We start from the raw sequence: 26,260 nt of genomic DNA on the forward strand, positions 1-26,260 counted from the left end.
TCAGTGTTCGAATGATTTCGTCGTTATCGGAACGTGCGGCGCTCAGGCGCAGCCCGTCGTCCATGCGCTCAACAGCGCTTCGTCGGGGTTGTATAGATCGGCGATCGTGATGAGTTCGCCCGCCTTCACATCGCGTGCGAGCGTCGTGTGAGCCGCGAGATACAGCGGCGCGACATCGGCGGGGGCGTTCCTGCGATCGAGCAGCACGGCCTGCACGCCGGTCACGTCGTGATGATGGCCGCCCATGTGCAGCACCGTGCCCGCGGCGATATCCACGTTCGCGCGGCCCGCCAGCACGACGCATTGCGCCGGCTTCGCCGCGCCCGACGGACGCCCGTGCAGCACCGCGTCGAGCAGCGTGATCGGCGTCTCGACGCCCATGAAGTGATACGGCAGATACAGGCACGCGTAGCGGCCGTTGCGGCTCACGACGTGGCCCTTTTGCGCGAGCAGTTCCCACGTCGGCGCATCGAAGGTACGCACGACGACGAACACGCCGCCCGCGAAGCTCGCCTCGTCGGGACGGCGCAGCATGTTGAACACGTCGATGACGCCCGAGCGCGACAGCACGCCGCCGTCTTCGCGCAGCGCGTAGATGTCGGCAAGTTCGGTCGTGCGCGCGACCGGGTAATGCAGCAGTTCGACGTCGGATACGAGGTTCGTGTTCGTCGCGACGACGCTCATCTCGCAGTAATCCGCCGTCGCCGATGTCTTGCGGCCGCGCAGCGCTTCGCGGCGCGCGGCGAGCGTCGCGGGAATGTCGTCGCCGAGCGACATGAGGCCGGCGAGTTCCGGCGCTTCGAACGTCTGATCGAGCTGTGTGACCTTGCCGGTCGCATCGTCGAACACGAGGTCGTATTCGCTCGACTTGCCCGCCGCGACGACATCGAGCCCCAGCACGCGCGCCCACGTCACCCAGCCGATCAGGTTCGACGGCTGATCGCCGTCCGCCGTCGTGTAGACGACGCCCTGGCGCTGGGCGAGCCGCGCGAGCGACACGCCCGCGACCGAATCGACTTCCTTGCTCACCATCGCGACGTGGCGCTTCGCGATGAGCGCCGCGACCGCCACGCGATAGCCCACCGACGGATTGCCGGTCGCTTCGACGAGGATGTCGTACTGCGCCGAGGCGATCAGCGCGACGTCGGCGACGAGCGCGATCTTGCCGGCGTCGAGCGCGGCGACGCTCGCGGCATCGGCGCATTCGACGAGCGCGGCTTCATCGAAACCCAGCTCGATGCACATCGCGCGCAACCCGGCGACGTCGAGATCGCACAGGACCGCCGGAAAGAGGCGCGCCATCAGCCGCGTCTGCGCGAGCAGCGTGCGGGCGAAACCGCCCTTCGCGCCGGTCAGCGCGTAACGCACCGGCTGGCCCGCGTGCGCCGACGAAGCCGGGGAAAACAGAAGTTCGAAGTTCATCTTGGGATCCGCGCAAAAAAGCGTTGCCGACGCACGTTAGCCGGCGAACGGGGTGACAGGTCGCGGACACAGCCCGCGCCCAATGGAGCAGACGTTAACGCTCTTTATCATTACAGTCAATTTTTTTAACATCGATTAACACGGAATGTTCACTGCGCCGTACAATCGGCCGCCGGAGGGAACACCATGCAAACAAGCCATCGCCGTCCCGTTCTGGGATGCATCGCCGACGATTTCACCGGCGCCACCGACCTCGCCAGCACGCTGGTGCGCGGCGGCATGCGTACGATCCAGACCATCGGCGTGCCAGCATCCGCCGTGCTCGACGATGTCGACGCGCTCGTCGTCGCGCTCAAATCGCGCACCATCGCTGCGGACGACGCCATCGCGCAGTCGCTCGCCGCGCTCGACTGGCTGCGCGGCCAGGGCTGCCGTCGGTTTTTCTTCAAGTACTGCTCGACCTTCGATTCGACCGATGCGGGCAACATCGGACCGGTTGCCGAGGCGCTGCTCGATGCGCTCGCCGACGGCGGCGAAGGCGACTTCGCGATCGCCTGCCCGGCGTTTCCGGAGAACGGGCGCACCGTGTATCGCGGACATCTGTTCGTCGGCGATGCGCTGCTCAACGAATCCGGCATGGAGAACCATCCGCTCACGCCGATGCGCGATCCCAACCTCGTGCGCGTGCTGCAGCGTCAGTCGAAGTCGACAGTCGGCCTGATCGCGAGCGCGACGGTCGCGGCGGGCGCCGATGCCGTGCGCGACGCGATCGCGAAGCTGCGCGCCGACGGCGTGCGCCTCGCCATCGCCGATGCGCTCACCGATGCCGACCTGCGCACGCTCGGCGAAGCGTGCGCGGAGTTGCCGCTCGTCACGGGCGGCTCGGGCGTCGCCATCGGATTGCCGGAAAATTTCCGCCGCGCGGGACTGATCGAGCCGAACGACAAGGCCGCCGATCTTCCGGCCGTCAGCGGCCCGGCGCTCGTTCTGGCAGGCAGCGCGTCGAAGGCAACCAACGCGCAGGTCGCGGAATGGCTCGAGACGCGCCCCGCGTACCGCATCGATCCGCGTGCGCTCGCGCGTGGCGAAGCCGTCGTCGAGGCAGCGCTCGCTTTCATCGATACGCACGCGACGCAGCCGGTGCTGGTCTATGCGACCGCCGCGCCCGACGAAGTGAGCGAAGTGCAACGCGAGCTGGGCGTCGCGGCGGCGGGCAAGCTCGTCGAGGATGCGCTCGCCGCCATCGCCCGCGAGGCGAAGGCGCGCGGCGTGCGCAAGTTCGTGGTGGCGGGCGGCGAGACCTCGGGCGCGGTGGTGCAGGCGCTCGGCGTCGACATGCTGCAGATCGGACCGCCGATCGATCCGGGCGTGCCCGTCACGGTCGCGCTCGGCGAGACGCCGCTCGTGCTCGCGCTCAAGTCGGGCAACTTCGGCGCACGCGATTTCTTCGCGAAGGCCCTGCGCTATGCCGAAGGAGAACGTTCGTGATGACCGACGCGAAATTGCGCGAGGAAATCTGCGCGGTCGGCGCGAGCCTCTATGCGCGCGGCTATACCGTGGGCAGCGCGGGCAATATCAGCGCGCGCTGCGACGATGGCTGGCTCATCACGCCGACCGACGCCTGTCTCGGGCGGCTCGATCCGGCGGACATCGCGAAGGTCGATGCGCAAGGCCGGCATGTGTCGGGCGCGCGGCCATCGAAGACGCTGGAACTGCATCGCCGAATCTACGAAAACAACGCCGATACGCGCGGCATCGTGCATACGCATTCCACTTCGCTCGTCGCGCTGACGCTCGCGGGCGTATGGAGCGATGAAGACGTGCTGCCGCCCATCACGCCGTACTACGTGATGAAGGTCGGGCATGTGCCGCTCGTGCGATACCGGCGTCCGGGCGACCCGCAGGTGGCCGCGGAAATCGCGCGGCGTGCGTCGTCCGTGCGGGCCGTATTGCTCGAACGGCTCGGGCCGGTAGTGTGGGAACGCAGCGTCTCGCACGCTTCGTATGCGCTCGAGGAACTCGAAGAAACCGCGCGTCTGTGGCTCATGACGACGCCGCGTCCCGCTCCGCTGGATCAGTCCGCCATCGCTGACTTGTGCGCGGCTTTTGGCGTGCGCTGGTAGCGGCGCAGCAAGCGAATCGGTGAGATGTGCGTTCGATCGTCGACAGAACGCCGTCGCGATCAGAACTTGTGCACCAGGCCGATCCCGATGCCGCGCGAGTCGCTGCCGGGCGCGACCGAAAGGGCCGAACGCTCATCCCTTGCCGAGCGGCGGCCGGCTCGGAAATCCCGCGAGATTGCTCAACTGGGCCAGCTCATTGGAAGCTTCGAGCAGCAGGACCGAATACTCGTGAATCTTCTCGGCGGTCAGCCGCACGCGCGGACCGGCCAGGCTGATCACGCCGACGCAGCGCGAGCCGCTGACCACAGGCACGGCCACCGCCGACATGCGCGGCGCAAACACCTCGTCGATCATCGCGTAGCCACGCGCGCGCGCCGCGTGCAGGAAACCGAGTAGCGCCTTGAGCGTCGTCGGCGCATTGGGTCCGAACTCGTTCGGCTGCCCGAAGCCCTGCTTCAGCACGAGCGCGGCCGCGCGTTCATCGGACATCGTCATGAGCCATGCGTGTCCGGTCGATGTGCACGAAAGCTGCGCTGCCTGGCCCATGTCGGGATCGTAGCGAAAGCCGGTGCGTTGCCCGTCTGCCTTCCCTACCCAGATGATCGCTTCACCGTCCACCAGCGACAGACGCGCCAGTTCGCCGGTCCGCGCGGCGACGCGTTCGATGATCGGCTGGGCGATATCCGCGATGCCCGTGAGACTCAGGAATTCCAGCCCGTTCGATGTCATCCGCATGGTCAGGATGTAGCGGCCGTGATCGGCCATCTGCCTGACATAGCCGCCTTCGACGAGCTCGACGAGCACGCGGTGGCATGTGCTGCGCGGCAAGCCGAGCGCATCGGCGATGGCCAAAAGGCCCGCGCCTTCGCCTTGCGACGCGAGAAAGTCGAGGACACGCAGACCGTTTTTCAGCGACATCGTTTGGCTATTTTCGTGATATGAAACGCAGTTCCGGTGCGGAACGCCTCGCTTTGGCAGCGCAAACAATAGCATCTGTTCGTCACCAGAAACGAACGTTTGAAGATACCGAAAATTCAGGAGACGTCATGTCAGTCATCGCTGACCCAAACATTGCCGCGAGCGAACGATCCGCACAGGCTCACTTGATGGCGCGTCGCGCGGTGGCGGGCGCCACCGTCGGTACGGCGCTGGAATGGTTCGACTTCGCGTTGTACGGCGTGGTCGCGGCCACGATCTTTCCCAAGCTGTTCTTCCCGTCCCTCGACCCGACCGCCTCACTGCTCGCATCGCTCGCGAGCTTCTGGGCCGGGCTTGCCGCGCGGCCCCTCGGCGCGGTGATCTGCGGCATGCTCGGCGATCGCTGGGGACGCCGCAACCTCATGCTGATAACGGTCTCGGTGATGGGCGCGTCGTCGTTCCTGATGGGACTGCTGCCCACTTATCAGCAAGTCGGCATCCTCGCGCCCACGTTGCTGGTCTCCTTGCGCATCGTTCAGGGTTTCGCGCTCGGCGGGGAATCGACGGGCGCGCAATTGATGGCCGTCGAACACGCATCCGCTTCGAAGCGCGGGCTGTATTCGGGCCTGCTCGGCATTTGCTCGCCGCTCAGCCAGATACTCGCCAATCTCGCGCTCTTCACGTTGTCCGCCTTGCTGTCGGCCGATGACTTCGAATCGTTCGGATGGAGAATCCCGTTCCTCGCGAGTTTCGTGCTCGTGCTGCTCGGCATCTATATCCGCATGAAGGTCAGCGAGACGCCGGCATTCGAGGCGCTCAGGAAGAAAGGCGAAGGCGCGCGCGCCGCGAATCCCCTCGGCGTCGTATTCAAGTTCCACTGGCGCACCGCGCTGCGCCTCACGCTGTTCTTCTGCGGCCCGGCTGCGCTGTTCTATCTGATCGTGGTGTTCTCGCTCAGCTATCTGACGAAGAACCTCGGCGTGCCCAAACAGACCGGCTTCATGCTGCTGATGGTCGCCAATGTCTGCGCCATCGTGGGCGCTCTGGCGGGCGGCTATCTGAGCGACCGGATCGGGCGCAAGCGCGCGCTGATGATCGGCTCCTTCTGCACGCTGATCTGCTGCCTGATCTACTTTCCGATCCTCAATCAGCACTCCATCGCCATGACGATGGCCGTGATGGGCGCCTTCCTCGGCTTCACACAGTTCCAGAGCGGCATTCAGCCGGTGTGGTTCGCAGAATCGTTTCCGACCGAAGCGCGCTACACGGGCTCCGCGCTGTCCTACTCCGGCGCCAATCTGCTCACCGGCGGACCGATGCCGATCGTCGCGGTCGCGCTGCTCAATGCCTTTCACGGTTCACCGTGGGCCATCGTCGCTGTCTGCGGCTCGCTGAACCTGCTTTCCTTCCTCATGATCGCGACGTCGCGGGAAACCAAAGACACGTCCCTCGAACGCAGCGCTACCCACTGACACCATGGCTCGCAAACTCTACATTCTCAACGGCTCCAATCTGAACATGCTCGGCGCACGGGAGCCGCACATCTACGGGCATACGACGCTAAAGGACATCGAACAGAACTGTCTCGCGCTCGGCGAGACGCTCAAGTTCGACTGCGTATTCCGTCAGACCAACAGCGAAAGTCAACTGATCGACTGGATTCAGGAGGCGTTCTTGCAGGACGCCGCGCTGATCATCAACCCGGCAGGTTTTTCGTTCGGGCGGATTCCGGTGCTCGACGCGGTCAAGCTGATTCGCCGGCCGGTGGTGGAAGTGCACATCACGAACATTCATCGGCGCTCAGAGGAGTATCGCCATTCGACGATCTCGGTGGCCGCCACCGCGGTCATCTGCGGAGCCGGCGCGAACGGCTACTTGCTCGCGATCCGCGCGGTCGACGACCTCTGGGGCGATCAAAGCTGAGTCTCGCAATACGCGGCCGCTGCGTCCGTCAACGCAAGGCCGCGCAATTCTTCCGGCGACGCCCAGTGCACGGCGATGATCTCGCGATTATCGAGCCGCAATCCGGGCATCGCATCGAGATGCAGCTCGAAGAAATGCACGGTGTCGCGCCGTCCGTCCCATATGCCGCACGCGCTGCCCGCAGGGCGTAGCGGATGCGACGTGAGGCCGATCTCTTCTTCGAGTTCGCGCAGCGCCGCGGCATGAGGCGTCTCGCCCGGGTCGATACTTCCGCCGGGCAAGTTCCATTCGAGCCGATACGACGGCTTCACCAGGAGGAGCATCGATCCGACGTAGATCGCCACGAGCGCGCCTTCGTGCTCAGGCTGTCGAAGGCTCCACCACGCGCGCGCGAGCCGGAACGCGACGCGAAGCATCACGCGCCAGACAGAGTCGATCAGCGTGGCCGGCCGCGCCTGGTCGTGATTGCGCGTGGGGGCTCGCTCCTTTCGTTGCATCGTCAGAGAGTCTTCCGTTTCGTTGCGTTCATGCGGCACAGTTTATCGCGCGTGCTCATGCAGCCTGAACCGCGTCACCGCGCAATCTGAACACCGCCACCGCGTCACGCAGCGACGCGGACTGTTCCGCCAGCGCGTGCGCGGCCGCGGACGCCTGCTCGACCAGCGCGGCATTCTGCTGCGTGACTTCGTCCATTTGCGTCACGGCCAGATTGACTTGCTCGATGCCGCTGCGCTGCTCTTCCGACGCCGCCGAAATCTCGCCGACGACGCCCGTCACGCGTTGCACCGAACCGACGATATCGGCGATGATCGCGCCCGCATCGCGCACCAGCGCCGCGCCGGTTTCGACGCGGCCCGTCGACTGTTCGATCAGCACCTTGATCTCCTTCGCCGCCGACGCGCTGCGTTGCGCGAGCGAGCGGACTTCGGCCGCGACGACCGCAAAGCCGCGCCCTTCCTCGCCGGCGCGCGCTGCTTCCACGGCCGCGTTCAACGCGAGGATGTTGGTCTGGAACGCGATGGCATCGATGACGGCGATGATCTCGCTCACCTTGCCCGAGCTTTCGGAGATGCCTTGCATGGTCTCGATGACCTGCTCCATCGTGTCGCCACCGGACGCAGCGGTTTGCCATGCGGTTTGCGCGAGCGACGACGCAGCGGCCGCGTGCTCCGCGTTCTGCCGCACGGTCGCCGTGATTTCTTCCATGCTGGCCGCGGTTTCCTGCAGCGATGCGGCCTGTTCCTCGGTACGCGAGGACAGATCGAGATTGCCCGATGCGATCTGCGCGCTCGCGGTCGCGACGCCTTCCGCGTTATGACGCACCTGCCCGACCACCTTCGCGAGACTCGTCTGCATGTGCTTGAGCGCGACGAGCAGTTCCGCGATTTCGTCCTTGCCGCGCGCATCGAACTCGAGCGACAGATCGCCCGTTGCAACAGCCTGCGCGCAGCCCAGCGCACGATTGAGCGGACGCGACACGCTGCGGCTGAACACGTATCCGCCGATGAGCGCGAGCGCCAGCACGACGAGCATCAACGCGATGCTGGCGAACGATGCCTGCCGCGCATCGGCGTCGGCTTGCGCGGAGACGCGGGCGCTGTCGGCGGCGATTTTCCTCGCGGCCTGTTCGAGCAGCTCGGCCGGTTCACGGTCGACGCCTGCAACTGCGCTATCCCCGGCAGATGCCTCGAATCCCGCCGACTTGAACGCTTCGAAGCCGCGCCGGTATCCGGTGCCCATCGCGAGGTGCGCGGACGCGAATCGCTCGATCAGATCGCGGCCTTCTCCTGCGGGCAGCGTGCGCTTGAGTTCGTCCGCGAGCTTGTTGACGGTGCGCTCGCGGGTTTCGAAAGCGCTCCAGTACTTCTGCAGCTTCTGCGGATCCTTGCCGCGCAGGAGCGTGTCCTTCCACTCCTGCACCTGCAGCTTGAACGTGACGAGCATCTCCGAAACCATGCGCTCGCTGGCGACGTTGGCCGCGACTTCGGTGCGGTACGCGTCGATGGAGCCGTTGAGCGCGAAAATGCCATAGAGGGCGCCGGCGAACATCAAAACGAGCGCGGCGGCGAATGCGAGGGGAATCTTGAGACTGAGTTTCATCGGGAAAGTGTGGATAGACGCTGCGAGCGCTTTGGGACGCGGATCGCTGGTTTATCGGCAACCCCGGCCGGAACTGGAGGGCGGCGAGCCCGAAAAACGCCATGAGCCGCCCGTTTGGGATCAGTTACGGACGGCCATTCCATCGACGAACCCGGCTATTCTGAAATGGCGCTTTGGCCCCCGCCTCAGCGCGCTCGCAACGCATGGCCCGCCCTCTCTCAGGGCGGGCTTTTTCTCGTATCGGTGACAGATTGAGCAAAGAATTGACGGTAATCGACCGCCATATTCAAGACTGCAAGGGGATGATCGCCCGGCAGCAGACGCGCCTCGCAAAGCAAAGGCAACTCGGACGCGAAGATCAGTCTTCCGCGTATCTTCTACGCTGCCTGCAACATAACCTGCATGCACTGATCGGCGCGCGCGTCGCGTTTTGCTCTTCCGACGTGCGCGATTTGTCCCTTCCGTCCCTCTGATCACGATGCAAAGCGCCGTGAGCGCTTCATACGAGTCTCGCTCTCCACACGCCTGAGCATTTTTACGTCGTCTTCATGTGCGCGGGTTTATGCTGAAGTGCTTGCTTCGCCACGCGTCCGTAAAGGAGTCGACATGGTCAGCGCGCTGTCAGCCTTCATCGCGCGATTGGGCTTCGCGAGAACCGCGCCGGGCCGCGTCGCGCCATTCGGCGAGAGCCGTCATGTGATGGTTCACGTAACCATCGACGCAAAACATGCCACGCCGCTGCGCCGCTCGCTCGTGCGCGACTGCGTGGGCGAACCGTTGACGATACGCGTCACGCCACTGCACGAACGCGATCGCGTCCGGCTCACGCTGATCCTGCCGCGAACGGCCCTTCACGGCGCGATCGATCGTCTGTCCGACGTCGCGCCATCGGCAAAAGTAAGCGGCTTGCTCGAAGTTCCGGACACGCCTTCCGATGCCTGGCGCAACCTCATGGAACACAGCGTTTCGATCGGCGGTGATTCGGCGGCGCATATCGTCAAGCCGCGCGACGAACCGACTTCGCTATCCGGCCTGCTGACGCCGGAGCACATATTGCTCGGCGCGGATATCGCGAATCGGGACGCGCTTTTCAGCACGATCGGGCGCTTCGTCGACCATCGATATGGATTCGCGGCGGATCAAGTCACGTCATGCCTCGCGGCCCGCGAGGCGCTCGGTTCGACCGCGCTTGGCGAAGGCGTTGCCGTCCCGCACGGACAACTCGAAGAAGTGAATCAGGCGATGGCGCTGTATATCCGCCCCGCAGCGCCGATTCCCTACGCCGCGCCCGATGGAAAGCCGGTGACGGATGTGATCGCCCTCTTCGTTCCCGAGCGCGTGAGCATGACGCATCTGCATTTGCTCGGTGAAGTCGCGGAGCACTTTTGCGATCATCGGTTCCGCGAGCAACTTCATCTCTGCCGCAATGCGACTGCGGTATGCAGGCTTTTCGCGGATTTCCCCGTCAGCGGACCCGCGCGAAGCGCGACGTGATTTATTTCGCCATCCTACTTTGTTTCCGCCTGCGGAACTTCGATCGGCTTTACTTCGACGGGTGCGGTGCCATCCTTTTTGATCCCGAGCTTGTCCGCCGTCTTCGGCGATACATCCACGATCCGGTTCTTCGCATAAGGACCGCGGTCCTTGATCTCGACGACATCGCTGTTGCCGTTCTCGAGATTCGTGACGCGCGCCTTGGTGCCGAGCGGAAGGGTCTTGCTCGCGGCCGCGTTGGACTGCGGATCCATGTGTGTGCCATCGGCCATTTTTTTCTTGTAGAACTTGCGGCCGTAGTACGAAGCCTCGCCCTTGCGCGGCTTGCCTGAGCGATCGATCCCGCTTGCATGCGCGGACTTCGCCTTGGCGTGATGACGATGATGATTCGGCGATGCCGTCTCGTGCGCCGCATAAGCGCTGCTCAAACACGTCGACATCAACACGCATACGAATGCCCGAAGCCGCTTCATGTTCTTATCCTCTCGAATCCGATGTCCCGACTTTGCATCGGCGTAGCAGACTTCGGACCGTTTCCCTCTGCGCAATACGCTTGTATAGTGCGAGAGCCCACGATACTGTCGATGAGAGGAACCGTATGAATCAGAAGAACAAGAGGCGTCTTTTGCTCACCGGCGGCATGGCGGCGGCGGCGCTGTGCATTGCCGGATGCACGACCACGGGTCCGTCGTCCGGCGAAACCGCAGCCGGCACGGCCGATCGCGATCGCGCCATCGACGCCGCCGTCGATGCGACGCTGCAACGGTTATATGTTTCCGTGAACGGCTCGCGCGAACTCGTGAGCAAGGCGCGCGGCGTGCTCGTTTTTCCTCGCGTGATCGCGGCGGGCTTCTGGTTCGGCGCGCAATATGGCGAAGGCGCATTGCGTATCGATGGCCGCACCGACGGCTACTACAGCACGGCGGGCGGCTCGTTCGGCTTGCAGATTGGCGCGCAATCGAAAGCGATCATCTATGTGTTCCTGACCGACGATGCGCTCGCGCAATTCCGTCGGCGCGACGGCTGGGCGGCCGGCACCGATGCGACCGTCGCGGTCGCCAGGCTCGGCGCGAACGGCCAGCTCGATACGACCACGGCCACGAATCCCGTCGAGGTCTTCGTGCTGACGAATGCCGGTCTCATGGCCGGCGTGTCGCTCGAAGGCACGAAGGTCAGCCGGCTGAGTCCGTAACCGCGCTCACAGATCCTTCACCAGACGAAGTGCGTCATAGATCGCGGCGTGCGTGTTGCGCGCCGATACCGCATCGCCGATTCTGAAAAGCTGGAACTGTCCTTCGGGATTCGTCTCTCCGCTCTGCGGCCTGCCGTCGATGAGTTCGTCGTAATTCACCGCGCCGCGGTTTTTCGATAGCGGCTTGAGCTCGAAGTAAAGCTCGTCCATCGGAATCGTGCCGTGATTGACGACGATCTGATCGTGACGCTGCTCCTTCGTCACGCCGCCGTAATCGCTGCCGATGGTCGCCACCAGTTCACCGCCTTCGCGACGCACCGATTCCAGCCGGAACGTCACCGTGAAGGTGGTCGCGAGCTTTTGCAGCGAGCGCATGTAGGGCACGAGATTCATGCTCATGACTTCGGGCGAGAACGAGCGGTCGGGCGTCATCACTTCCACCTTGCCGCCCGCCTGCGCGATCGTTTCGGCAGCCTGAAGCGCGGCGTGATCGCCGGCATCGTCGAAGATGAGCACGTTCGCGCCGGGCTTCACGTCGCCGGAAATGATGTCCCACGACGAGACCACATGCTCGTTGCCTTCGCTGCAAACCTCCGTGTGCGGCATGCCGCCGGTCGCGACGATCACTACATCGGGTTGCGCCGCGAGCACCGTTTCCGTATCCGCCCACGTGTTGAACTTGAACCGGACGCCGAGCTTTTCGCACTGCGCCATGCGCCAGTCGATGATGCCCATCATCTCCTTGCGGCGGACGTTCTGCGCGGTGAGACGAATCTGGCCGCCGGGATCGTTCATCGCTTCGAGCACGACGACGTCATGCCCGCGCTCGCCCGCGACGCGCGCCGCTTCGAGTCCCGCCGGCCCCGCGCCGACGATGACGATCCTGCGCTTCGTCGCGGCCGGCGCGATGGTGTGCGGCATCTCGAGTTCGCGGCCCGTCGCGGCATTGTGGATGCACAGCGCCATGCCGCCCTGATAGATGCGATCGAGACAATAGTTCGCGCCCACGCACGGACGGATGTCGTCCTCCCTGCGCTCGATGATCTTGCGCACGATATGCGGATCGGTCATGTGCGCGCGCGTCATGCCGACCATGTCGAGCTTGCCGGCTTCGATCGCATAGCGCGCCGTGGCGACGTCCTGAATGCGCCCGGCATGAAACGTCGGAAAGTCCGTTGCCCGCCTGATCTCGCCCGCGAACTCCAGATGCGGCGCGCTCTTCATGCCCATGATCGGGATTACGTCGGTCAGGGCGGCATCCGTTTCCAGATGCCCGCGAATGACGTTGAGAAAATCGACGAGACCGCTGTTCTTGAGGCGCATCGAAATCTCGATGCCCTCTTCCTTCGTGATGCCGCCCGCGAGCATTTCATCGGCCGTATAGCGAAGGCCGACGAGAAAGCGCTCCCCGACGCGCTCGCGAATCGCGCGCAACACATCGAACGTGAAGCGCATGCGGTTATCGAGCGAACCGCCATATGGACCTTCGAGCGTATTCGTCAGAGGCGACCAGAACTGGTCCATCAAATGACCATACGATTCGATCTCCATCCCGTCGAGCCCGGCTGCTTTCATGCGCTCGGCGGCATCCGCGAAATCGCGCACGATGCGTTCGATGTCCCAGTCTTCCAGCTTCTTCGGGAAGGTCCTGTGCGCAGGCTCGCGGCAATGCGAAGGCGACACCGCGGGCAGCCAGTCGCCCGTGTCCCAGCGCGTGCGCCGGCCCAGATGCGTCAGCTGGATCATCACCTTCGCGCCGTGCTCGTGACATTCGTCGACGAGATCCTTCATCCACGGCACCACTTCGTCCTTGTACGCGAGGATGTTGTTGAAGACCGGCGGACTGTCCTTCGAAACCGCTGCGGAGCCGGCTGTCATCGTCAATGCGATTCCCGCTTTCGCCCTTTCGACGTGATACGCCCGATAACGCTCCTTCGGCATCCCGTCGTCGGCGTAAGCCGGTTCATGCGAGGTCGTCATGATCCGGTTTCGAAACGTGAGATGTTTCAGCGTATAGGGCTGCAGCAGCGGATCCGTGGACATGAGCGCCTCTTCGAAGCAAGTGGGAACGAACGCCGGTTGTGAATCAAGCGTAGAAGCTCTGTACACATGTGTCAAGTAGAGAGACAATGGTGTACAGCCGAACGCATACAGGAAAAAACGAAATGGATCAGACCCTCGACGCGGTGCGCGGCTCCGCCGACATGTGGCTGGACGCGGCGTACGAAGGGCTTGTCGAAGGAGGCGTGGATGCGGTCCGCATACTTCCGCTCGCAAAGAAGCTGAATCTTTCGCGCACGAGTTTTTACTGGTTCTTCAAGGACCGCGAGGAACTGCTTGCCGCGTTGCTCGGCCGATGGAAGCAGAAGAACACCGGCCACTGGATCGAACGAACCGAGGCATACGCGGACAGCGTGTGCGAAGCGATGCTCAACGTCTTCGACTGCTGGTTCGACGATTCGCTCTTCGACTCGCGCTTCGAAGCCGCGATGCGCAGTTGGTCGCAGCAATCGCAGGAGATCGCGGAGCAGATGGCGCAGGACGATGCGCAACGCATCGCGGCATTGACGGCGCTGTTCGTGCGCTTCGACTATGAACCGCGCGCCGCCGACGTCCGCGCGCGCGTCGCGTATTACACGCAGGCCGGCTATGTGTCGATGAAGCTCCACGAAGACATGGCGGTGCGCATGTCGCGCATTCCGGAATACGTCGAAGTTTTCACCGGCGTGCGGCCGCAGCAACACGAGCTTCAGCGCTTCTACTCGCGGCGCAACTTCGAGTTCGAGTGAGCGGCCGCTTATTGCCGCTTATTGCAGCTTATTGCCGCTTGAGGCCATTCCCTTGGCGGAATCGGTCAGGTGCGACGTGAGTCCGATCGCCCGGCATAGGCTTGTGCGGAACATTCAGTCCGCGTGCAGCCGGTCTGTTCCGCCTTTGGGGCCATCATGTACAAAATCCTCAGTCCGATTGGAACCGAGATAGAAATTCCGGAAACGGTCGAAGAAAATTCGGCCACGTTCGACCTGACCGACCTCGCTGGCGCAAAGCAATACTACGAGGAAAACGGCTATGTGGTCGTGCGCCGCGTCGTGGACGGGGCCGCGTGCGATTCGATCCGCAATGCATTCGATAAAACGGTCAAGCAGTACCCCGGATACATCTACCGGCAGGCCACTGCGAATCCGGAAAAAAACCGGATCAACGAATACGGCTTCGTGATGAATCCGCTGCTCAACCTTCAGTCGCTCGGCGACGTAGCGTTCGCGCCGCTCAAGAATCTCGCGGTGAAGGCGTTCGCGAGCACGCCTGTCAAAGCCATTACACGCGAGATTTTTTCGGAAGAAGGCAAGCTCGTGCAGAGCATGTATTTCGAAGGCAACGCGGAGACGTGGCCGCATCAGGACACGTATTACCTCGATAGCGAACTGATCGGCACGATGGTCGGATGCTGGTACGCGCTCGAAGATATCGACGCGGGAGCCGGGCGTTTCTTCGTCGTGCCGCAAAGTCATCGCATCGACATGGTGAAGAACGGAAAAAACTTCGACGTCGCGTTCAATCACGGCCAGTACAAGGAGCTGGTCAAGAAGATCCTCTCCGAACAACGGCTCGAATTTCGCGCGCCATTCCTGCAAAAGGGCGACGTGCTTCTATGGAATTCGAAAACGATTCACGGCAGTCTGCGCACGACGCGTCCGCAATTTTCGCGCAGCTCTCTGACGTCGCATTTCATTCCGGTTTCTCACCGCTTCCTGCAGTTCCAGTCGAAGATCAAGCCGCTGAATCTGCGCGAGTTCAACGGCATGGCGTTCAATTGCCCGAAGGACATGGAGCGGTTATCGAGCCGCGTCGTGCTGGGCATCGAAACGACCTTTCCCAAGACATTCCAGATGGCAAAGAAACTGGCCATCAAGGCGCTCGTGAAATGAGCTTCGCCCGCGTCATTCGATAGCTAACTGATGTCAGACGACATCGTCACGCCGCCTTTGCGTCATCGGGACGTTCCGCCAGAAGCTCGCGCATCGCGTTGAGCGCGGCCGAAAAATGCCCCTTGCGCCAGACGAGCAAGGTGTCGATGCGACCGAATTCGCCCATCGGATGCAGATCCACTTCGTCATCCAGACGCGCGAGTTCGAGCACCGAGCGCGGCGCCACCGCGACGCCCGCACCGGCCGCCACGCACGCGACGATCGCGTGATACGAACCCAGTTCCAGCACCCGCGCGGGACGGATGCCCTGCTGCTCGTACCAGCGCGTCGCGTATGAGCGATACGCGCAGCCACGCTCGAACGCGATGAGCGTGAGGCCGGCGCTCGCCTGCGCCATCGTCGACGGATGCTGCCCGCGCGGCGTGACGAGCGTCAGTTCCTCCTCGAACACTGGCACGGACTCGAATTGCTCGGCGGGCAGCGTGTCGGGCTCGATCGGCCGCGCCATCACCGCCGCGTCGACTTCGAACGCACGCACGCTGTCGATGAGCGCGCGCGTCACGCCCGTCGTCAGTTCGAGCGTGACCTGCGGCCAGCGCTGGTGATACGCGGCCAGCACGCGCGGCAGACGGCTCGCGGCGGTGCTCTCCATCGTCCCGAGCCGCAGCCGCCCCTGCGGACGATTCTCGCTGACCGCATGACGCGCCTCCTCCGCGAGCGCGAGCAGACGTTCGGCATACGGCAGCAGGGTTTCGCCGGCGGGCGTCAGCACGAGACGGCGGCCATCGCGGATGAAGAGATCGGTGCCGAGCGTCTCCTCCAGTTGACGGATGCGCGTCGTCACGTTCGACTGCACGCGATTGAGCTTCGCGGCCGCGCGCGTCACGCCGTTTTCGCGCACGACGGCCCTGAAAATGTTCAATGCAGACAAATCCATGATCTTTTCCGAAGATTGATCTCATCTCGATTATTCATTTTTCAAGATGGATCGGTCAAGCTACGATGGGGTTTATCCCTTCTTCGCCGACCGACTCATGGCCTCGCACGCTCACGCTTCGCCGCTGCCCGCGCATCACGCCCGAAACGCCGCGCTCGCGTGCGCCGTCGTGCTGGCGGTGGCGCTCGGCGTCGGCCGGTTCGCCTTCACGCCGCTCCTCCCGCTGATGCTCAACAGCGGCGCGCTCGATATCCGGCACGGCGGCTGGCTCGCATCGGCCAATTACGCCGGCTATCTGATCGGCGCGTTGTCGTGCGCGGCGATCCGCATCGATCACGCGCGCATGGTGCGTCTCGCGCTCGCGTGTACCATCGCGCTGACGCTCGCGATGGGCGTCATCCATCTCTTCTGGATGTGGGCCGCGATACGTTTCGCGGCGGGCGTCGTCAGCGCGTGGGCCTTCGTGTTCGCGTCGCAATGGGGATTGCGGCGGCTCGCGGAACTCGATGCGCACGGTCTCGCCGGCGTCATCTACGCGGGGCCGGGCGTGGGCATCGTCGCGACCGGTTTGCTCGGCGCGGCCGCCGCGGCGCTCGGCGTGCCCGCGCCATCGGTATGGATCGGATTCGCGCTCTGCTCGGCGGTGGCGGGCGTGTTCGTGTGGCAGGCGTTCGCGCATCGGGCGCCGGTCGCGCGCAGCCCGGCGCATGCCGCCAAAAGCGTGGCGAACGCATCGGCGCGCGTCGATTCGACCGGGCTCGTCGGCCTTTACGGTCTCGCGGGATTCGGCTACATCATCACCGCGACGTTTCTGCCCGTCATCGCGCGACAGGCCTTGCCGGGCTCGCCGTGGCCCGATCTCTTCTGGCCTGCCTTCGGACTGGCGCTGATCGCCGGCGCGCTGGTCGCCGCGCGGCTGCCGCTGTCGTGGGACAACCGGCTGCTTTGCGCTGCGTGCTATCTGATTCAGGCGCTCGGCATCTTGCTCGGCATCGTGTTTCCGAGCGCGCTCGGCTTCGGCATCGGCAGTTTGCTGCTGGGCTTGCCGTTCACCGCCATCACCCTGTTCGCGATGCGCGAAGCGCGCCGCCTGCGTGGCGAAGCCGCAGCCGGATTGATGGGATACGCGACCGCCTCATACGGGCTCGGTCAGATCGCGGGACCGCTCGTCGCCGCACCGATCGCCGCGCACACCGGATCGTTTTCCATCGCGCTGTGGATCGCGGTCGCGGCGCTCGGATTCGGCGCGGCCGGATTGACGTGGCTCGGAATGCGCAACAAGGCAAGCGCCGCGTAAGCAACAGGATCGTCCTATCCGCGCGCGAGGGCCGCGTGTCACAGTGGCGGGCATCCTCTGACGTGGAGCATGCCGTGTCCGCTGCCGAAACATCCACTCTGCTGTATCGCCCTTTCACCGCCGATGACATCGCCGCCGCTCACGCGCTTTCGGTCGAAGTCAAATGGCCGCATCGCGCCGACGACTGGCGCTTCGTGCTCGACGCCGGCGCGGGCTTCATCGCGCAGGAAGGCGAGCGTGTCGTCGGCACCGCGCTGTGCTGGAAGTACGGCGACGATGGCGGATCGCTCGGCATGGTGATCGTCGCGCCGGACTGCCAGGGCAAAGGCATCGGCCGCAAGCTGATGGAACTGCTGCTCGAAGCGCTCGGCAAGCGCATCACCGTGCTGCACGCGACGCCCGCAGGCGAGCCGCTTTACGCGAAGCTCGGGTTCGCGCGCATCGGTGCGATTCATCAGCATCAATCCGCCGATTTCGCCGTGCCGCGCATCGATCTCGCGCAAGGCGAGCGCCTGCGTGCGATCGATCCGCGCGATACGGATGCACTCGTCGCGCTTGCATCGCGCGCAAGCGGACTCGATCGAAGCACGCTCCTGCCTGCGCTGCTGAAAATTGCCGACGGCATCGTGCTCGAACGCGACGGCGAAGTGCTGGGCTTCGCGCTGATCCGCGAATTCGGGCGCGGCCATGCGATCGGTCCGGTGGTTTCCGTCACCGCCGACGCGCAGCACGCGCGCCGCGCGCAAGCGCTCATCGCCCATTGGCTCGCGCATGACGAAGGCAAGTTCACGCGCATCGACACGCCCGATGAAAACGGCTTGTCGGCGTGGCTCGAAAGCATCGGCATGAAGCGCGTCGATACCGTCATCAAAATGGCGCGCAATGGCACGCCGCCGCATGACGCATCGGTAGCGCAGTTTGCGATCATCAACCAGGCGCTGGGTTGAACACGATGACGATCCTCTATAAAGCCGATCCCGAACGCGGCAAGCAATGGGCCACGCACTTCGCGCTGAAAGCGCCCGACGTGCCGTTTCGCGTATGGCCCGATATCGGCGATGCCAATGCCGTGCACTATCTCGCCGCGTGGCAGCCGCCCGCGGATGTCATGCAGACATTCCCCAATCTCGACGTGATCTTCTCGGTCGGCGCGGGCATCGATCAGTTCGATCTGTCCGGCGTGCCGCCGCATGTCGCGGTCGTGCGGATGACGGAGCCGGGCATCGTCGAAGGCATGGTCGAGTATGTGACGCAAGCCGTGCTCACGATTCATCGCGATCTTTTCGATTACGCCGCGCAGCAACGCGAGCGCGTGTGGCGCGAGATGCCGGTGCGCGCGGCTTCGACGCGGCGCGTCGGCGTGCTCGGTCTCGGCATGCTCGGCACCGCCGTGCTGAACACGCTGCGTGCGTTCGGCTTCGATTGCGCGGGCTGGAGCCGTTCGCCGCATGAGATCGAAGGCGTCGAATGTCATGCGGGCGCGGCATCGCTCGATGCGTTTCTCGCGCGCACCGATATCCTCGTGTGCCTGCTGCCGCTCACGGATGCGACGCGCGGGCTTATCGGCAAACGCGTGTTCGAGACCTTGCCGAAGGGCGCATCGTTCATCAATGTCGGGCGCGGTCCGCATGTGATCCAGCAGGATCTGCTCGATGCGCTCGATAGCGGGCATCTGAACGCCGCGATTCTCGACGTCACCGATCCCGAGCCCTTGCCGCGCGAGCATCCTTTCTGGACGCATCCGCGTGTGCGTCTCACGCCGCATATCGCGAGCGCCACGCGGCCCGAAACCGCCGTCGAAATGGTGCTGGAGAACTTGCGCCGTCATCGCGCGGGCGAGCGCATGATCGGCGAAATCGACCGCACGCGCGGCTATTGAATCGTCGGGCAAAGACCGCGAAGGCCGCAGCAGAAAATGCTGCGCGCCCCCCGCAAAACGCTGCGGATTCGCTTTTTGGCGATTTTTTTGGCGATGCACGCGATGCGGCTCTGCCGATAGTATGAAACGGTCAAGAGCCATTCCGCCCCCTTCGCGAAGAGAGAGCCGCATCATGTCGATCAAGTCGCTTGTCGAGTCCGACCGTAAGCATCTGATTCATCCAGTCGTCAGTTATCGCGCGCATGAAGCGCGCGGCGTCACCGTGCTCGATTCCGCCGATGGCGTGTTCCTGCGCGACATCGAAGGCCGCGAACTGCTCGATGCGTTCTCCGGCCTGTGGTGCGTGAACACGGGTTATGGACACGCGAGCATCGTCGAGGCCGCCGCGAAGCAGATGGCGAAACTGCCCTACGCCACGGGCTATTTTCATTTCGGCTCGGAGCCTGCCATCGAACTCGCCGCGAAGCTCGTCGAGCTCGCGCCTGCTTCGCTGCAACATGTGTACTTCACGCTCGGCGGCTCCGATGCCGTCGATTCCGCGCTGCGCTTCATCACGCACTACTACAACGCGACGGGCCGTCCGTCGAAGAAGCATTTGATCGCGCTGCAACGCGGCTATCACGGATCGTCGTCGATCGGCGCGGGCATGACCGCGTTGCCTGCGTTCCATCGCAACTTCGATTTGCCGCTGCCGACGCAGCATCACATTCCTTCGCCGTACGCGTACCGCAACGATTACGCCGATGACGCCGCGCTCATCGCCGCTTCGGTGCAAGCGCTCGAAGCCAAGGTCGCGGAACTCGGCGCGGACAACGTCGCCGCATTCTTCTGCGAGCCGATTCAAGGCTCGGGCGGCGTGATCGTGCCGCCCAAAGGCTGGCTGAAGGCGATGCGCGAAGCGTGCCGCAAGCTCGATATCCTCTTCGTCGCGGATGAAGTCATCACGGGCTTCGGCCGCACTGGCCCGCTCTTCGCGTGCGAAGGCGAAGGCGTCGAGCCCGATCTGATGACGGTCGCGAAGGGACTCACCGCGGGTTATGCGCCGATGGGCGCGGTCCTCATGTCCGATGCGGTCTACCAGGGCATCGCGGATGGCGGAGATGTGTCGGCGGTCATCGGTCATGGACATACGTATTCGGCGCATCCGGTGAGCGCAGCGATCGGCCTCGAAGTGATGCGGCTGTATCACGAAGGCGGCCTGCTCGCGAATGCGCAATCGCTGGCGCCGCGTTTCGCGCAAGGGCTCGATGCGTTGCTCGATCATCCGCTCGTCGGCGATTCGCGGCATCGCGGCTTGCTCGGCGCGCTCGAACTCGTCGCCGATAAAAACAGCAAGCGCGGCTTCGATGCATCGCTCAAGCTGCCCGACCGCATTGCCGCCGCAGCTTATGCAAACGGCCTCGTGTTCCGCGCATTCGGCGATAACATTCTCGGCTTCGCGCCCGCGCTTTGTTATACCGAAGCGAACTTCGACATGCTGTTCGAGCGCCTCACGAAGACACTCGACGATGTACTCGCGCAAAGCGACGTGCGCGATGCATTGAAAGGCGCATCGGGCTTTAGTTCGCGCGCGGCTGCGTGATAACATCGACCGACCGCCGACATGCGAGACCGAACCCGCCGCGATGAGCACCGACAGCAAGCTGGACCGAATCGATCTGCGTATCCTCTCGCAATTGCAGAAGCGCGGGCGCATCACGAACGTGGAACTCGCCGATGCGGTCGGCCTCTCGCCCAGCCCTTGCCTGATTCGCGTGAAACGGCTGGAAAAGGCGGGTTATATCGTCGGTTATGGCGCGCAGATTCAGCTCGAAAAGCTCGGCGACGTGCAGGTGGTCTTCACCGAAGTCACGCTCGCCGATCATCGCCGCGAAGACTTCATCAACTTCGTGAATGCCGTGAAGGATGTCGACGAGATCGTCGAATGTCATCTCGCGAGCGGCGGTTACGACTATTTGCTCAAGTTCGTCACGCGCAGCGTGAGTCACTATCAAAGTATTATCGAAGGGCTGCTGGAGCGCGGCATCGGCATCGAGAAGTACTTCAGCTACGTCATCATCAAGACGTCGTTCGTGAAGACGCATTACCCGCTCGAAACGCTCTTCTCGCAGAACCATCACTGAGGCGCGCGCCTCTCATTCTCATGCATTCAACGGACGCACGCGCTTTATGCACGTGCGTGCTTTTTATCGTCGATCATTTTCACGCGGAGTAGCACATGTCCAGCAAATATCGTATTGCCGTGATTCCGGGCGACGGCATCGGCAAGGAAGTGATGCCCGAAGCAGTGCGCGCGCTCGACGCGGTGAGCAAGCGCTTCGGTATCGAACTGGCGTACCGGCATATCGAATGGGCAAGTTGCGATTACTACGCGCAGCACGGCCAGATGATGCCGGACGACTGGAAGGCGCAGTTGCAAGATGCCGATGCGATCCTGTTCGGCGCGGTCGGCTGGCCCGATACCGTTCCCGACCATATCTCGCTGTGGGGCTCGCTGCTCAAATTCCGGCGCGAGTTCGATCAATACATCAATCTGCGCCCCGCTCGTCTTTTCGACGGCGTGCCCTCGCCCCTCGCGAATCGCAAGGCGGGCGATATCGACTTCATGATCGTGCGCGAGAACACCGAAGGCGAGTATTCATCGGTCGGCGGCACGATGTTCGAAGGCACCGAACGCGAGTTCGTATCGCAGACGTCGATCTTCACGCGCAAGGGCGCGGAGCGCGTGTTGAAGTTCGCATTCGATCTTGCGCAAAAGCGCGAGAAGAAAGTTACGGTCGCAACTAAAAGCAACGGCATTTCGATCAGCATGCCGTGGTGGGATACGCGTGCCGCCGAAATCGCCGCGCAGTATCCCGAGATCAAGTGGGACAAGCAGCACATCGACATTCTGTGCGCGCGCTTCGTACTGAGCCCGGATCGCTTCGATGTGGTCGTCGCCACCAATCTCTTCGGCGACATTCTTTCCGATCTCGGTCCGGCCTGCACGGGCACGATCGGCATCGCGCCTTCGGCCAACATGAATCCGGAGCGCAACTTCCCGTCGTTGTTCGAGCCGGTGCATGGCTCCGCGCCGGATATCGCGGGCAAGGGCATCGCGAATCCCGTCGCGATGATCTGGTCGGCGGCGATGATGCTTGACTTCCTCGGCGAACGCGAAGCACACGATGCGATGCTTGCCGCGATCACGGCGGTATTGAAGGAAGGTCCGCATACGGGCGATCTCGGCGGCAAGGCGAAGACGACGGAAGTCGGCGCGGCCATTGCGCAAATGCTCGCCTGACTTTTCTGGAGACCACCATGACGCAACGATATGAACTGAGCGATCTGATTCGCGCCGATAACTTCATCGACGGCAAATGGGTTGCCGCTGCAAGCGGCCGACGCTTCGCCGTCACCGATCCCGCGACGGGCGACGTCATCGCGCAAGTGGCCGACAGCGGCCCCGCCGATGCCCGCGCCGCCACCGATGCCGCCGCGCGCGCCTTCCCCGCGTGGCGCGATACGCTGCCGAAAGATCGCGCCGCGGTCCTGCATCGCTGGCACGCGCTGATCGTCGAGCATGCCGATGCGCTCGGACGTCTCATCTCGCTCGAACAGGGCAAGCCCTTCGCGGAAGGCCGCGGCGAGGTGATGTACGGCGCGTCTTACGTCGCGTGGTTCGCGGACGAAGCCACGCGCATCTACGGCGACATCATTCCGCAGCAGCAACGCGGCAAGCGCATGAGCGCGGTGAAGGAACCGGTCGGCGTCGTCGCTGCGATCACGCCGTGGAATTTCCCGCTCGCGATGATTGCGCGCAAGATCGCGCCCGCGCTCGCGGCGGGTTGCACGGTCGTCGGCAAGCCGGCCGAAGATACGCCGCTCACGGCGCTCGCGCTCGTGATGCTCGCCCATGAAGCGGGCGTGCCGGCGGGCGCGTTGAATCTCATCAGCGCATCGCGCGAAAACGCGCAGGACGCGGTCGCCGACTGGCTCGAAGATGGCCGCGTGCGCAAGATCACCTTCACCGGCTCGACGCCGGTGGGCAAGTATCTCGCGCGGGAATCGGCGGGCACGTTGAAGAAGCTGTCGCTGGAACTCGGCGGCAATGCGCCTTTCATCGTATTCGACGATGCCGATCTCGATGCCGCCGTCACCGGATTGATGGCATCGAAATTCCGCAATGGCGGACAGACTTGCGTGTGCCCGAATCGCGTCTATGTGCAGTCGTCCGTGTATGACAAGTTCGCTGACCTGCTCGCGAAGCGCGTCGCCGCATTGAAAGTTGCGCCTGCAACTGATTCCGATGCGCAGATCGGCCCGATGATCAACGCGCGCGCGGTCGAAAAGATCGAGCGTCATGTAAACGACGCGTTGAAGCGCGGCGCACGCGCGCTGACGGGCGCCAAGCGTCTCGCGGAACTCGGCCCCAACTATTACGCGCCGACCGTGCTCGCCGATGCAACGTCCGACATGCAGTTGAGCTGCGAAGAAACCTTCGGCCCGGTCGTGCCGCTGTTTCGCTTCGACGACGAAGCCGAGGCGATCCGCGCCGCCAATGACACGCCTTTCGGCCTCGCAGCGTACTTCTATAGCCAGAACCTGAAGCGCATCGATCGCGTATCGCGTCTGCTCGAATCGGGACTCGTCGGCATCAACGAAGGCGCGATTGCGAGCGAGGCCGCACCGTTCGGCGGCGTCAAGGAATCGGGCTATGGTCGCGAAGGCTCGAAGTACGGCCTCGACGATTACCTCTCGATCAAATACCTCTGCCAGGGCGGGCTCGAATGAACGCGCATTCAAACGCATACCCGATCGAGATCGCGTTCCCCGATATCGGCGCGCATGCCTCGGGCAACGCGGGCGTGCCGTATGTGCATACGTTCGATTCGGGCATCGACGGTCCGCATGTGATGATCAACGCGCTCACGCACGGCAACGAAGTGTGCGGCGCGATCGTCGTCGATGCCTTGCTGCGTGCCGGACTGCGCCCGCGGCGCGGCAAGCTCACGCTCGCGTTCGCGAACGTCGATGCTTACGCGCGTTTCGATGCGAGCAAGCCCGATGCATCGCGCTTCGTCGATCAGGACTTCAATCGCGTATGGACCGCGCAAGCGCTCGATGACATGTCGCGCGATTCGAGCGAGCTGCGCCGCGCCCGCGCGATGCGGCCCGTCATCGATACGGTGGACCTTCTGCTCGATCTTCATTCGATGCACGAGAAGAGCAAGCCGTTGATCGTCGCGGGACCGCTCGATAAAGGCATCGACTTGTCGGCGAGGCTCGGCACGCCTGCGACCGTGATCTGCGACGAAGGTCATCCGGAAGGACGGCGCATGCGCGATTACGAAGGCTTCGGCGATCCTTCGAGCGACAAGAACGCGTTGCTCATCGAATGCGGACAGCACTGGGAAGCGAATGCCGTGACCGTCGCGCGCGACGTGACCGCGCGCTTTCTTTTGCTATCCGGCGTGATCGACGAAGAAGACTTGCCCGCCGGATGGGTTCAGCCATCGCCGCAGGAAATGCTCGTTGTCCGTGTGACGGAACCGGTCGTAGCCAGGAGCATGGACTTCCGTTTCGCCGATGCCTACACGGGGCTCGAAGTGTTTCCGAAAGCGGGCAGCGTGATCGGCTGGGCGGAGGGCGTTGCGGTCGAAACGCCCTATGACGATTGCATGCTCGTGATGCCGTCGCTGCGGCAGTTGCGTCCGGGCGTGACGGTCGTGCGGCTCGGCAAGATCGAACGGCGCATTCGAGCTGTTTAGAACCGTGGCAGGTGGTTTGGCTCGTTGAAGCACTGTTCTACGGTTGTGATGTGAGGTCGCCGGATCCCGTGTACTTGTCGGTCTATCAGCGCTGCCCCTGTGCGGGGCGGCACTCACTTTCCTTCCAGTAGTCGCCGGATCCCGCTTTCGCGTCGGTCTATTAGCGTTGCCCCTGTGCGGGGCGGCACTCACTTTCTTTGCTGCTGCAAAGAAAGTAAGCAAAGAAAGCAGCTTTTCAGGCCCGCGGTCACACGCAATTTGGGTAGTTCTCTCGTCCTCGATGGCACTCGCCTAAAGAGTGCCCTCATCACAATAACCGGGCTTGGCTCGCGCACGGTCCGCCGCCCGAAAACGCTGAGGACACTGGTTCAGCACGAAAGAGCTTCGGCACAGCGCTACGCGCTGCCGCCGGGTCTGCAAGGGAAACCAAAGGGCGGCGATTGCAGCGAGATGGAGACGTTAGTAGAGAAGCACGCGCATTCCCGATGGACCCATCGGCCGCGAAGCGAGCCGGAGCTATTTGGTGCTGAACCAGTTTGTTGTGTGGTGCGATGTGGCAGACCGTGCGCGAGCCAAGCCCGATGGGGCCTATGAGGGCACTCTTTAGGCAGCCCACGAACGACGAGAGGACTACCCAAACTGCGTGTGACCGCGGGCGTATCGGAAGCTGCTTTCTTTGGTTGCTTTCTTTGAAAGGACCAGAGTAAGCGCTAAAGCGCTAACTCTGGTCGACGGCAAAGAAAGTGACTGCCGCCCCGCACAGGGGCAACGCTAATAGACCGACGCGATAACGGGATCCGGCAATCACCCAAAACCATCAAGAGGCAAGAAAGCAAATGAAAGTACAGCAACTCAAACAGAGCATAGCAATCGAAGGACTGGAAGACTGGGGCACGGCGGGACTTCCCGGCACGCAGGAAATAAAGATATCCGGCGTGCAAAAAGTGATTCCCGGCAGCGAAGCAATCGATACGGGCGTATTCGAATGCACGCCGGGCACGTACCGGCGTTCGGTGAAGGAAGCGGAGGTCATGCATTTTCTGGCCGGCCGTGGCCGCTTCACGCCCGATGGCGAGGACACGATCCACTTCACCGGCGGTGATACGCTCTTCTTCGCGGCCAACACCGAAGGCACATGGGAAGTCGATGAAACCATGCGCAAGGTCTACGTGATCTTCTGAACGTGCATCGGACGTGGCCATTGCGCTGACATAACATCAGGTCATGGTCACTCCAACAATTCCGGCGTTGCCCCCGCGTATTTGACTCAATATATTTTTAGTCATCCGCGCGCCG

At 63.5% G+C, this 26,260-nt stretch carries 25 protein-coding genes; 18 read left to right on the forward strand and 7 right to left on the reverse strand.

Going from position 1 to position 26,260, the window contains the following annotated elements:
- Nucleotides 1-42: 42 nt before the first annotated feature.
- Complete coding sequence (locus tag LDZ23_RS27250; protein ID WP_008346927.1) at nt 43-1,422, reverse strand: homoserine dehydrogenase NAD-binding protein; 1,380 nt, start codon at nt 1,420-1,422, stop codon at nt 43-45.
- 186 nt (nt 1,423-1,608) lie between these two features.
- On the opposite strand from LDZ23_RS27250, the gene otnK reads away from it, so the two are divergent.
- Together otnK and otnC are read left to right on the forward strand one after the other, a co-directional pair.
- Nucleotides 1,609-2,910, forward strand: a complete 1,302-nt coding sequence (gene otnK, locus LDZ23_RS27255) for a 3-oxo-tetronate kinase (protein WP_034470207.1) — start codon at nt 1,609-1,611, stop codon at nt 2,908-2,910.
- Nucleotides 2,910-3,545 carry a 3-oxo-tetronate 4-phosphate decarboxylase gene (gene otnC / locus LDZ23_RS27260; RefSeq protein WP_008346930.1) on the forward strand — a complete coding sequence of 212 codons (636 nt, stop codon included), beginning with the start codon at nt 2,910-2,912 and terminating at the stop codon, nt 3,543-3,545. The genes otnK and otnC overlap by 1 nt, the downstream gene beginning before the upstream one ends.
- A gap of 132 nt (nt 3,546-3,677) precedes the next feature.
- Here the strand turns inward: otnC and LDZ23_RS27265 are convergent, their stop codons facing one another.
- A complete protein-coding gene (locus LDZ23_RS27265) occupies nt 3,678-4,463 on the reverse strand; it encodes an IclR family transcriptional regulator (RefSeq protein WP_244808300.1) in 786 nt (261 codons plus the stop codon).
- A 188-nt stretch (nt 4,464-4,651) separates the two neighbouring features.
- Here LDZ23_RS27265 and LDZ23_RS27270 point away from each other — a divergent pair, with 188 nt between their 5' ends.
- Nucleotides 4,652-5,935 (forward strand): MFS transporter, encoded by a 1,284-nt coding sequence (locus LDZ23_RS27270; protein WP_008346933.1) that lies wholly within the window; start codon nt 4,652-4,654, stop codon nt 5,933-5,935.
- Nucleotides 5,936-5,939: 4 nt separating this feature from the next.
- A complete protein-coding gene (locus LDZ23_RS27275; RefSeq protein WP_008346936.1) occupies nt 5,940-6,386 on the forward strand; it encodes a type II 3-dehydroquinate dehydratase in 447 nt (148 codons plus the stop codon).
- On the opposite strand, the gene LDZ23_RS27280 is transcribed toward LDZ23_RS27275, so the two are convergent.
- A complete protein-coding gene (locus LDZ23_RS27280; RefSeq protein WP_033537185.1) occupies nt 6,377-6,883 on the reverse strand; it encodes an NUDIX domain-containing protein in 507 nt (168 codons plus the stop codon). The genes LDZ23_RS27275 and LDZ23_RS27280 overlap by 10 nt on opposite strands.
- 55 nt (nt 6,884-6,938) lie before the next feature.
- The gene (locus LDZ23_RS27285) at nt 6,939-8,486 is read right to left on the reverse strand and encodes a methyl-accepting chemotaxis protein (protein WP_008346940.1); all 1,548 of its coding nucleotides are present in this window, start codon (nt 8,484-8,486) and stop codon (nt 6,939-6,941) included.
- 203 nt (nt 8,487-8,689) lie between these two features.
- On the opposite strand from LDZ23_RS27285, the gene LDZ23_RS27290 reads away from it, so the two are divergent.
- Both LDZ23_RS27290 and LDZ23_RS27295 read left to right on the forward strand, forming a co-directional pair.
- A complete protein-coding gene (locus tag LDZ23_RS27290) occupies nt 8,690-8,959 on the forward strand; it encodes a hypothetical protein (protein WP_244808301.1) in 270 nt (89 codons plus the stop codon).
- A 133-nt stretch (nt 8,960-9,092) separates the two neighbouring features.
- A complete protein-coding gene (locus LDZ23_RS27295; protein ID WP_244808302.1) occupies nt 9,093-9,980 on the forward strand; it encodes a PTS sugar transporter subunit IIA in 888 nt (295 codons plus the stop codon).
- Nucleotides 9,981-9,994: 14 nt separating this feature from the next.
- Here LDZ23_RS27295 and LDZ23_RS27300 read toward each other — a convergent pair whose 3' ends face one another.
- Nucleotides 9,995-10,453, reverse strand: a complete 459-nt coding sequence (locus LDZ23_RS27300) for a septal ring lytic transglycosylase RlpA family protein (RefSeq protein ID WP_008346944.1) — start codon at nt 10,451-10,453, stop codon at nt 9,995-9,997.
- Between the two features lie 125 nt (nt 10,454-10,578).
- Here LDZ23_RS27300 and LDZ23_RS27305 point away from each other — a divergent pair, with 125 nt between their 5' ends.
- Nucleotides 10,579-11,172, forward strand: coding sequence for a BPSL1445 family SYLF domain-containing lipoprotein (locus LDZ23_RS27305; RefSeq protein WP_008346946.1), 594 nt, complete (start codon nt 10,579-10,581; stop codon nt 11,170-11,172).
- Between the two features lie 6 nt (nt 11,173-11,178).
- Here LDZ23_RS27305 and LDZ23_RS27310 read toward each other — a convergent pair whose 3' ends face one another.
- Nucleotides 11,179-13,215: an NADH:flavin oxidoreductase gene (locus LDZ23_RS27310; protein ID WP_008346949.1), complete on the reverse strand. Its 2,037-nt coding sequence runs from the start codon at nt 13,213-13,215 to the stop codon at nt 11,179-11,181.
- Nucleotides 13,216-13,337: 122 nt separating this feature from the next.
- On the opposite strand from LDZ23_RS27310, the gene LDZ23_RS27315 reads away from it, so the two are divergent.
- Entirely contained in the window at nt 13,338-13,961 is a 624-nt protein-coding gene (locus LDZ23_RS27315) for a TetR/AcrR family transcriptional regulator (RefSeq protein WP_008346950.1), read from the forward strand.
- A gap of 156 nt (nt 13,962-14,117) precedes the next feature.
- Nucleotides 14,118-15,101 (forward strand): phytanoyl-CoA dioxygenase family protein, encoded by a 984-nt coding sequence (locus LDZ23_RS27320; RefSeq protein ID WP_008346952.1) that lies wholly within the window; start codon nt 14,118-14,120, stop codon nt 15,099-15,101.
- A 46-nt stretch (nt 15,102-15,147) separates the two neighbouring features.
- Here LDZ23_RS27320 and LDZ23_RS27325 read toward each other — a convergent pair whose 3' ends face one another.
- Complete coding sequence (locus tag LDZ23_RS27325) at nt 15,148-16,038, reverse strand: LysR family transcriptional regulator (protein WP_008346954.1); 891 nt, start codon at nt 16,036-16,038, stop codon at nt 15,148-15,150.
- 97 nt (nt 16,039-16,135) lie between these two features.
- Between LDZ23_RS27325 and LDZ23_RS27330 the strand changes: the two genes are divergently transcribed.
- The 9 genes from LDZ23_RS27330 (at nt 16,136) to LDZ23_RS27370 (ending at nt 26,145) form a co-directional block, all read left to right on the forward strand.
- Nucleotides 16,136-17,335 carry a YbfB/YjiJ family MFS transporter gene (locus LDZ23_RS27330; protein ID WP_008346955.1) on the forward strand — a complete coding sequence of 400 codons (1,200 nt, stop codon included), beginning with the start codon at nt 16,136-16,138 and terminating at the stop codon, nt 17,333-17,335.
- A gap of 74 nt (nt 17,336-17,409) precedes the next feature.
- On the forward strand, nt 17,410-18,282 hold the full coding sequence (locus LDZ23_RS27335) for a GNAT family N-acetyltransferase (protein WP_034470248.1): 873 nt from the start codon (nt 17,410-17,412) through the stop codon (nt 18,280-18,282).
- A gap of 5 nt (nt 18,283-18,287) precedes the next feature.
- A complete protein-coding gene (locus LDZ23_RS27340) occupies nt 18,288-19,214 on the forward strand; it encodes a 2-hydroxyacid dehydrogenase (RefSeq protein ID WP_008346958.1) in 927 nt (308 codons plus the stop codon).
- A gap of 172 nt (nt 19,215-19,386) precedes the next feature.
- Nucleotides 19,387-20,796, forward strand: coding sequence for an aspartate aminotransferase family protein (locus LDZ23_RS27345; protein ID WP_008346959.1), 1,410 nt, complete (start codon nt 19,387-19,389; stop codon nt 20,794-20,796).
- A 43-nt stretch (nt 20,797-20,839) separates the two neighbouring features.
- Nucleotides 20,840-21,337 carry an Lrp/AsnC family transcriptional regulator gene (locus LDZ23_RS27350; RefSeq protein WP_008346961.1) on the forward strand — a complete coding sequence of 166 codons (498 nt, stop codon included), beginning with the start codon at nt 20,840-20,842 and terminating at the stop codon, nt 21,335-21,337.
- A gap of 95 nt (nt 21,338-21,432) precedes the next feature.
- On the forward strand, nt 21,433-22,497 hold the full coding sequence (locus tag LDZ23_RS27355) for a tartrate dehydrogenase (RefSeq protein ID WP_244808303.1): 1,065 nt from the start codon (nt 21,433-21,435) through the stop codon (nt 22,495-22,497).
- Between the two features lie 17 nt (nt 22,498-22,514).
- The gene (locus LDZ23_RS27360) at nt 22,515-23,987 is read left to right on the forward strand and encodes an NAD-dependent succinate-semialdehyde dehydrogenase (RefSeq protein ID WP_008346965.1); all 1,473 of its coding nucleotides are present in this window, start codon (nt 22,515-22,517) and stop codon (nt 23,985-23,987) included.
- Nucleotides 23,984-24,964 (forward strand): M14 family metallopeptidase, encoded by a 981-nt coding sequence (locus LDZ23_RS27365; RefSeq protein ID WP_008346967.1) that lies wholly within the window; start codon nt 23,984-23,986, stop codon nt 24,962-24,964. Before LDZ23_RS27360 ends, LDZ23_RS27365 begins: the two co-directional genes overlap by 4 nt.
- An 836-nt stretch (nt 24,965-25,800) precedes the next feature.
- Nucleotides 25,801-26,145, forward strand: coding sequence for a cupin domain-containing protein (locus LDZ23_RS27370; protein ID WP_008346969.1), 345 nt, complete (start codon nt 25,801-25,803; stop codon nt 26,143-26,145).
- The last annotated feature ends 115 nt before the right edge of the window (nt 26,146-26,260 follow it).

Origin of the sequence: Caballeronia zhejiangensis, assembly GCF_022879815.1 — a bacterium.
Taxonomy (GTDB): domain Bacteria; phylum Pseudomonadota; class Gammaproteobacteria; order Burkholderiales; family Burkholderiaceae; genus Caballeronia; species Caballeronia zhejiangensis.

What these genes read in the sequence shown, in the direction of transcription:
- LDZ23_RS27250 (WP_008346927.1), bottom strand. Translation starts at nt 1,422, where the DNA reads ATGAACTTCGAACTTCTGTTTTCCCCGGCTTCGTCGGCGCACGCGGGC.
- otnK (WP_034470207.1), top strand. Translation starts at nt 1,609, where the DNA reads ATGCAAACAAGCCATCGCCGTCCCGTTCTGGGATGCATCGCCGACGAT.
- otnC (WP_008346930.1), top strand. Translation starts at nt 2,910, where the DNA reads ATGACCGACGCGAAATTGCGCGAGGAAATCTGCGCGGTCGGCGCGAGC.
- LDZ23_RS27265 (WP_244808300.1), bottom strand. Translation starts at nt 4,463, where the DNA reads ATGTCGCTGAAAAACGGTCTGCGTGTCCTCGACTTTCTCGCGTCGCAA.
- LDZ23_RS27270 (WP_008346933.1), top strand. Translation starts at nt 4,652, where the DNA reads ATGGCGCGTCGCGCGGTGGCGGGCGCCACCGTCGGTACGGCGCTGGAA.
- LDZ23_RS27275 (WP_008346936.1), top strand. Translation starts at nt 5,940, where the DNA reads ATGGCTCGCAAACTCTACATTCTCAACGGCTCCAATCTGAACATGCTC.
- LDZ23_RS27280 (WP_033537185.1), bottom strand. Translation starts at nt 6,883, where the DNA reads ATGCAACGAAAGGAGCGAGCCCCCACGCGCAATCACGACCAGGCGCGG.
- LDZ23_RS27285 (WP_008346940.1), bottom strand. Translation starts at nt 8,486, where the DNA reads ATGAAACTCAGTCTCAAGATTCCCCTCGCATTCGCCGCCGCGCTCGTT.
- LDZ23_RS27290 (WP_244808301.1), top strand. Translation starts at nt 8,690, where the DNA reads ATGGCCCGCCCTCTCTCAGGGCGGGCTTTTTCTCGTATCGGTGACAGA.
- LDZ23_RS27295 (WP_244808302.1), top strand. Translation starts at nt 9,093, where the DNA reads ATGGTCAGCGCGCTGTCAGCCTTCATCGCGCGATTGGGCTTCGCGAGA.
- LDZ23_RS27300 (WP_008346944.1), bottom strand. Translation starts at nt 10,453, where the DNA reads ATGAAGCGGCTTCGGGCATTCGTATGCGTGTTGATGTCGACGTGTTTG.
- LDZ23_RS27305 (WP_008346946.1), top strand. Translation starts at nt 10,579, where the DNA reads ATGAATCAGAAGAACAAGAGGCGTCTTTTGCTCACCGGCGGCATGGCG.
- LDZ23_RS27310 (WP_008346949.1), bottom strand. Translation starts at nt 13,215, where the DNA reads ATGTCCACGGATCCGCTGCTGCAGCCCTATACGCTGAAACATCTCACG.
- LDZ23_RS27315 (WP_008346950.1), top strand. Translation starts at nt 13,338, where the DNA reads ATGGATCAGACCCTCGACGCGGTGCGCGGCTCCGCCGACATGTGGCTG.
- LDZ23_RS27320 (WP_008346952.1), top strand. Translation starts at nt 14,118, where the DNA reads ATGTACAAAATCCTCAGTCCGATTGGAACCGAGATAGAAATTCCGGAA.
- LDZ23_RS27325 (WP_008346954.1), bottom strand. Translation starts at nt 16,038, where the DNA reads ATGGATTTGTCTGCATTGAACATTTTCAGGGCCGTCGTGCGCGAAAAC.
- LDZ23_RS27330 (WP_008346955.1), top strand. Translation starts at nt 16,136, where the DNA reads ATGGCCTCGCACGCTCACGCTTCGCCGCTGCCCGCGCATCACGCCCGA.
- LDZ23_RS27340 (WP_008346958.1), top strand. Translation starts at nt 18,288, where the DNA reads ATGACGATCCTCTATAAAGCCGATCCCGAACGCGGCAAGCAATGGGCC.
- LDZ23_RS27345 (WP_008346959.1), top strand. Translation starts at nt 19,387, where the DNA reads ATGTCGATCAAGTCGCTTGTCGAGTCCGACCGTAAGCATCTGATTCAT.
- LDZ23_RS27350 (WP_008346961.1), top strand. Translation starts at nt 20,840, where the DNA reads ATGAGCACCGACAGCAAGCTGGACCGAATCGATCTGCGTATCCTCTCG.
- LDZ23_RS27355 (WP_244808303.1), top strand. Translation starts at nt 21,433, where the DNA reads ATGTCCAGCAAATATCGTATTGCCGTGATTCCGGGCGACGGCATCGGC.
- LDZ23_RS27360 (WP_008346965.1), top strand. Translation starts at nt 22,515, where the DNA reads ATGACGCAACGATATGAACTGAGCGATCTGATTCGCGCCGATAACTTC.
- LDZ23_RS27365 (WP_008346967.1), top strand. Translation starts at nt 23,984, where the DNA reads ATGAACGCGCATTCAAACGCATACCCGATCGAGATCGCGTTCCCCGAT.
- LDZ23_RS27370 (WP_008346969.1), top strand. Translation starts at nt 25,801, where the DNA reads ATGAAAGTACAGCAACTCAAACAGAGCATAGCAATCGAAGGACTGGAA.